The 3,975-nt window shown below is 63.4% G+C and carries 4 protein-coding genes; all 4 read left to right on the top strand.

Annotation, left to right across the window (positions count from 1 at the left end; all coding sequences use genetic code 11):
• Positions 1 to 192 precede the first annotated feature (192 nt).
• On the top strand, positions 193 to 966 hold the full coding sequence (locus tag QLG10_RS07805) for a glucose 1-dehydrogenase (RefSeq protein WP_282486587.1): 774 nt from the start codon (positions 193 to 195) through the stop codon (positions 964 to 966).
• Positions 967 to 1,052: 86 nt separating this feature from the next.
• Complete coding sequence (locus QLG10_RS07800) at positions 1,053 to 1,844, top strand: fumarylacetoacetate hydrolase family protein (protein ID WP_110755340.1); 792 nt, start codon at positions 1,053 to 1,055, stop codon at positions 1,842 to 1,844.
• 32 nt (positions 1,845 to 1,876) lie between these two features.
• Positions 1,877 to 2,803: an acetaldehyde dehydrogenase (acetylating) gene (locus QLG10_RS07795; RefSeq protein WP_248678441.1), complete on the top strand. Its 927-nt coding sequence runs from the start codon at positions 1,877 to 1,879 to the stop codon at positions 2,801 to 2,803.
• A gap of 10 nt (positions 2,804 to 2,813) precedes the next feature.
• Positions 2,814 to 3,842: a 4-hydroxy-2-oxovalerate aldolase gene (gene dmpG / locus QLG10_RS07790; RefSeq protein ID WP_282486583.1), complete on the top strand. Its 1,029-nt coding sequence runs from the start codon at positions 2,814 to 2,816 to the stop codon at positions 3,840 to 3,842.
• The last annotated feature ends 133 nt before the right edge of the window (positions 3,843 to 3,975 follow it).

Below are 3,975 nucleotides of genomic sequence, written 5' to 3'. Positions count from 1 at the left end.
CCCCCCCCCCCCCCCCCCCCCCCCCCCCCCGGGCCCCGTAGGAGCGAAACCATAGGTGGCCGTTACCGAAGAAACGGATATGTACACCAACCCACCTCATCCAGCCCCCGCTAGTCCGTTGAGACGATGCCCCACCCGATCACCGCAGCGATAGTAAACCCATCCGAAATCGACCCCACGGAGCAAGGGCCCATGAGTATTTTGCAGCGTTTCCAAATGGACGGCAGCGTCGCCATCGTCACTGGCAGCGGCCGCGGTATCGGTCGGGCGATTGCCCTGGCGTATGCCGAAGCCGGCGCCGATGTGGTGTGCTCGGCACGTTCGCTGGACGAAGTGCAGGCCGTGGCCGAGGAAGTTCGCGTCCTCGGTCGGCGCGCCCTGGCCTTCGCCTGCGACGTCAACGATGCCGAGCAACGCCAGGCACTGGTGCGCCAAAGCGTCGAGCACATGGGCCGGATCACTCATCTGGTGAACAACGTCGGCGGTGGCGGTCCCAATGATCCGCTGAGCATGACACCCGAGCAGTTCGCCCAGGTACTGAACTTCAACGTCGCCACCACCTACGCCTTCTGCCAGTTGTGCGTACCGCTGATGCGCGAGGCCGGGGGCGGCAACATCATCAATATCAGCTCAGTGGCGGCGCGTTATGCCCAGCGCCATTTCAGCGCCTACGGTGCGGCCAAGGCGGCCCTCAGCCATCTGACCCGTCTGCTGGCCCAGGACTTCGCCCCGCAGATCCGGGTCAACGCCGTCGCCCCCGGCCCCACCCTGACCGAGGCACTTAACGGCGTGATGCCTGCCGCCATGCGCCAGGTCATGGAAAACAACACCCCGCTCAAATGCCTGGGCACCCCGCAGGACATCGCCGCCGCCGCGTTGTACCTGGCCAGCCCTGCCTCGGCCTGGGTGACCGGCAAGATCATCGATGTCGATGGCGGTGCCGACTCGTCGGTCTGGCCTGGCTGACCGACTCCTTTGGGCCCGCCCCTGTCGATGTTGGGGCGGGCTTTTTTCTTTTCATCCTACTTCCGATCCAACTGGAGCCCCTCGCCATGGACACCCATTTGATCAACGCGCTCGGTGACGAGCTGTTCAACGCGCTGCGCAACCGCCAGACGCTGGCGCCCCTGACCCAACGCTATCCGCAGATCACCCTGGAGCAGGCCTACGGGATTTCCCTGCAATTCCTGCAGCGCCGTGAAGCCCTCGGCGAGCACGTGGTCGGCAAGAAAATCGGCGTCACCAGCCGCGCCGTACAGGAAATGCTCGATGTCCATCAACCGGACTTCGGTTTCCTCACCAACGCCATGCAGGTCGAGGACGGCAGCGACGTCAGCCTGGCCCGTTACAACCTGATACAGCCCCGGGCCGAAGGCGAAATCGCCTTTATTCTCGGCGAAGATTTGCAAGGCCCGGGCATCCGTGCCGAGGACGTGCTGGCCGCCAGCCAATGGGTCGTGCCGTGCTTCGAGATCGTCGACTCGCGTATCGACGACTGGCAGATCCGCATCCAGGACACCGTGGCCGACAACGCCTCGTGCGGCGTGTTCGCCCTCGGCTCCCAGCGCATCGACCCACGCTCGCTGGACCTGGCTGCGGTGCACATGCAAATGAGCAAAAACGGCCAGCCGGCGGGCTCGGGCCTGGGCTCGGCGGTGCAAGGTCATCCTTGCGCGGCTGTGGCCTGGCTGGCCAATACCCTGGGCGAGCTGGGCATCCCGTTCCGCCGTGGCGAAATCATTCTTTCCGGTGCCCTGGCGCCGCTGGTGCCGGTGATCGCCGGTGACCATATCAGCCTGTCCATGACCGGCCTGGGTGAAGCCAGCCTGCGCTTTGTCCCGTGAATCGCCCTTCCCTCTTCAGGAGCCAAGAAACCATGAGTAAAAAGATCAAATGCGCGCTGATCGGGCCGGGCAACATCGGCACCGATCTGCTTTACAAACTGATGCGCAGCGAAGTGCTGGAACCGGTGTGGATGGTGGGCATCGACGCCACCTCCGAAGGTCTGGCACGAGCACGCGAGCTGGGCCTTAAAACCACCGCAGACGGCGTGGACGGATTGCTCCCGCATGTACTCGAAGACCAGATCCAGATCGCCTTCGACGCCACGTCGGCCTATGTCCACGCCCAGAACTCGCGCAAGCTCAATGCCCTGGGCGTGTTGATGATCGACCTGACACCGGCGGCCATCGGCCCGTATTGCGTGCCACCGGTCAACCTCAAGTCTCAACTTGGCCTGGGTGTGATGAACGTCAACATGGTCACCTGCGGCGGCCAGGCCACCATTCCGCTGGTGGCGGCAGTGTCCAGCGTGCAGCCGGTGGAATACGCCGAAATCATTGCCACCGCCGCGTCCAAGTCGGTCGGCCCCGGCACCCGCAAAAACATCGACGAGTTCACCCGCACCACCGCCAGCGCCGTGGAAAAGGTCGGCGGCGCGAAAAAAGGCAAGGCGATCATCATCATCAACCCCGCCGAGCCGCCGCTGATCATGCGCGACACCGTGCATTGCCTGACCGCCAGCGAACCCGACCAGCCGGCGATCACCGCCGCCATCGAGGCCATGATCGAGCAAGTACAGCGCTACGTGCCCGGCTACAAGCTGGTCAACGGCCCGGTGTTCGACGGCAATCGGGTGTCGATCTTCATGGAAGTCGAAGGCCTGGGGGACTACCTGCCCAAGTACGCCGGCAACCTGGACATCATGACGGCCGCCGCGGCACGCACCGCCGAGATGTTCGCCGAGGAAATCCTCAAGGGCGAGCTGGTGCTCACCGCTACTGCCCACACCGCTCACGCATAAGGAGTCGACCATGGATCTTCGCGGCAAAAGCATCACCGTACACGACATGTGCCTGCGCGACGGCATGCACCCCAAGCGCCACCAGATCAGCCTGCAACAAATGAAAGACATCGCCTGCGGCCTCGACGCGGCCGGTGTGCCGCTGATCGAAGTCACCCACGGCGACGGTCTGGGCGGCAGCTCGGTGAACTACGGCTTCCCGGCCCACTCCGACGAAGAGTATCTGTCGGCAGTGATCCCACTGATGAAAAAGGCCAAGGTCTCGGCCCTGCTGCTGCCAGGCATCGGCACTGTCGATCATCTAAAAATGGCCCATGAACTGGGGGTCAATACCATTCGCGTGGCCACCCATTGCACCGAGGCCGATGTCAGCGAACAGCACATCTCCCACGCCCGCCACCTTGGCATGGACACCGTCGGTTTCCTGATGATGGCCCACATGAACAGCCCGGAAGGCCTGGTCACGCAGGGCTTGCTGATGGAAAGCTACGGCGCCAACTGCATCTACCTGACCGATTCGGCAGGCTATCTGCTGCCCCACGACGTCAGTGCTCGCGTGGCGGCGATGCGCGCGGCCCTCAAGCCTGAGACCGAGATTGGCTTTCATGGCCACCACAATCTGTCGATGGGGGTGTCCAACTCCATCGCCGCGATTGCCGCCGGGGCCAACCGCATCGACGCCGCCTGCGCAGGACTCGGTGCCGGCGCGGGCAACACGCCGATGGAAGTGCTGGTGGCGGTGTGTGATCGCATGGGTATCGACACCGGCGTCAGTGTGTTCGGCATCCAGGACGTGGCCGAGGACCTGGTGGTACCGATCATGGACTTCCCGATCCGCAGCGACCGCGATGCCCTGACCATGGGTTACGCCGGGGTCTATGGCTCGTTCCTGCTGTTCGCCAAACGTGCCGAGAAGAAGTACGGCGTGTCGGCACGGGAAATTCTCGTTGAGATGGGACGGCGTGGGATGGTTGGTGGGCAGGAGGATATGATCGAGGACACTGCCATGACACTTGCTCGTCTGCGGCGGCTGGGGTAAGGCTTTGTGTTACGCGATTTTTTTCAGGTGTACATATCCGTTGCTGCGGTAACGGCCACCTAGGGTTTCGCTCTTACAGCGAGTCACTTTCGAAAAGCGCGAAAGTAACCAAAGCGCTCTTGCCCCACCACTC

The sequence above is a fragment of the Pseudomonas sp. V98_8 genome (assembly GCF_029967975.1).
Taxonomy (GTDB): Bacteria; Pseudomonadota; Gammaproteobacteria; order Pseudomonadales; family Pseudomonadaceae; genus Aquipseudomonas; species Aquipseudomonas umsongensis.
The sequence above is the reverse complement of the archived record's forward strand: the minus strand, read 5'-3'. Positions and strand labels throughout refer to the sequence as shown.

Coding starts and splice junctions, on each gene's coding strand:
- QLG10_RS07800 (WP_110755340.1), top strand. CDS start 1,053: ATGGACACCCATTTGATCAACGCGCTCGGTGACGAGCTGTTCAACGCG.
- QLG10_RS07795 (WP_248678441.1), top strand. CDS start 1,877: ATGAGTAAAAAGATCAAATGCGCGCTGATCGGGCCGGGCAACATCGGC.
- dmpG (WP_282486583.1), top strand. CDS start 2,814: ATGGATCTTCGCGGCAAAAGCATCACCGTACACGACATGTGCCTGCGC.
- QLG10_RS07805 (WP_282486587.1), top strand. CDS start 193: ATGAGTATTTTGCAGCGTTTCCAAATGGACGGCAGCGTCGCCATCGTC.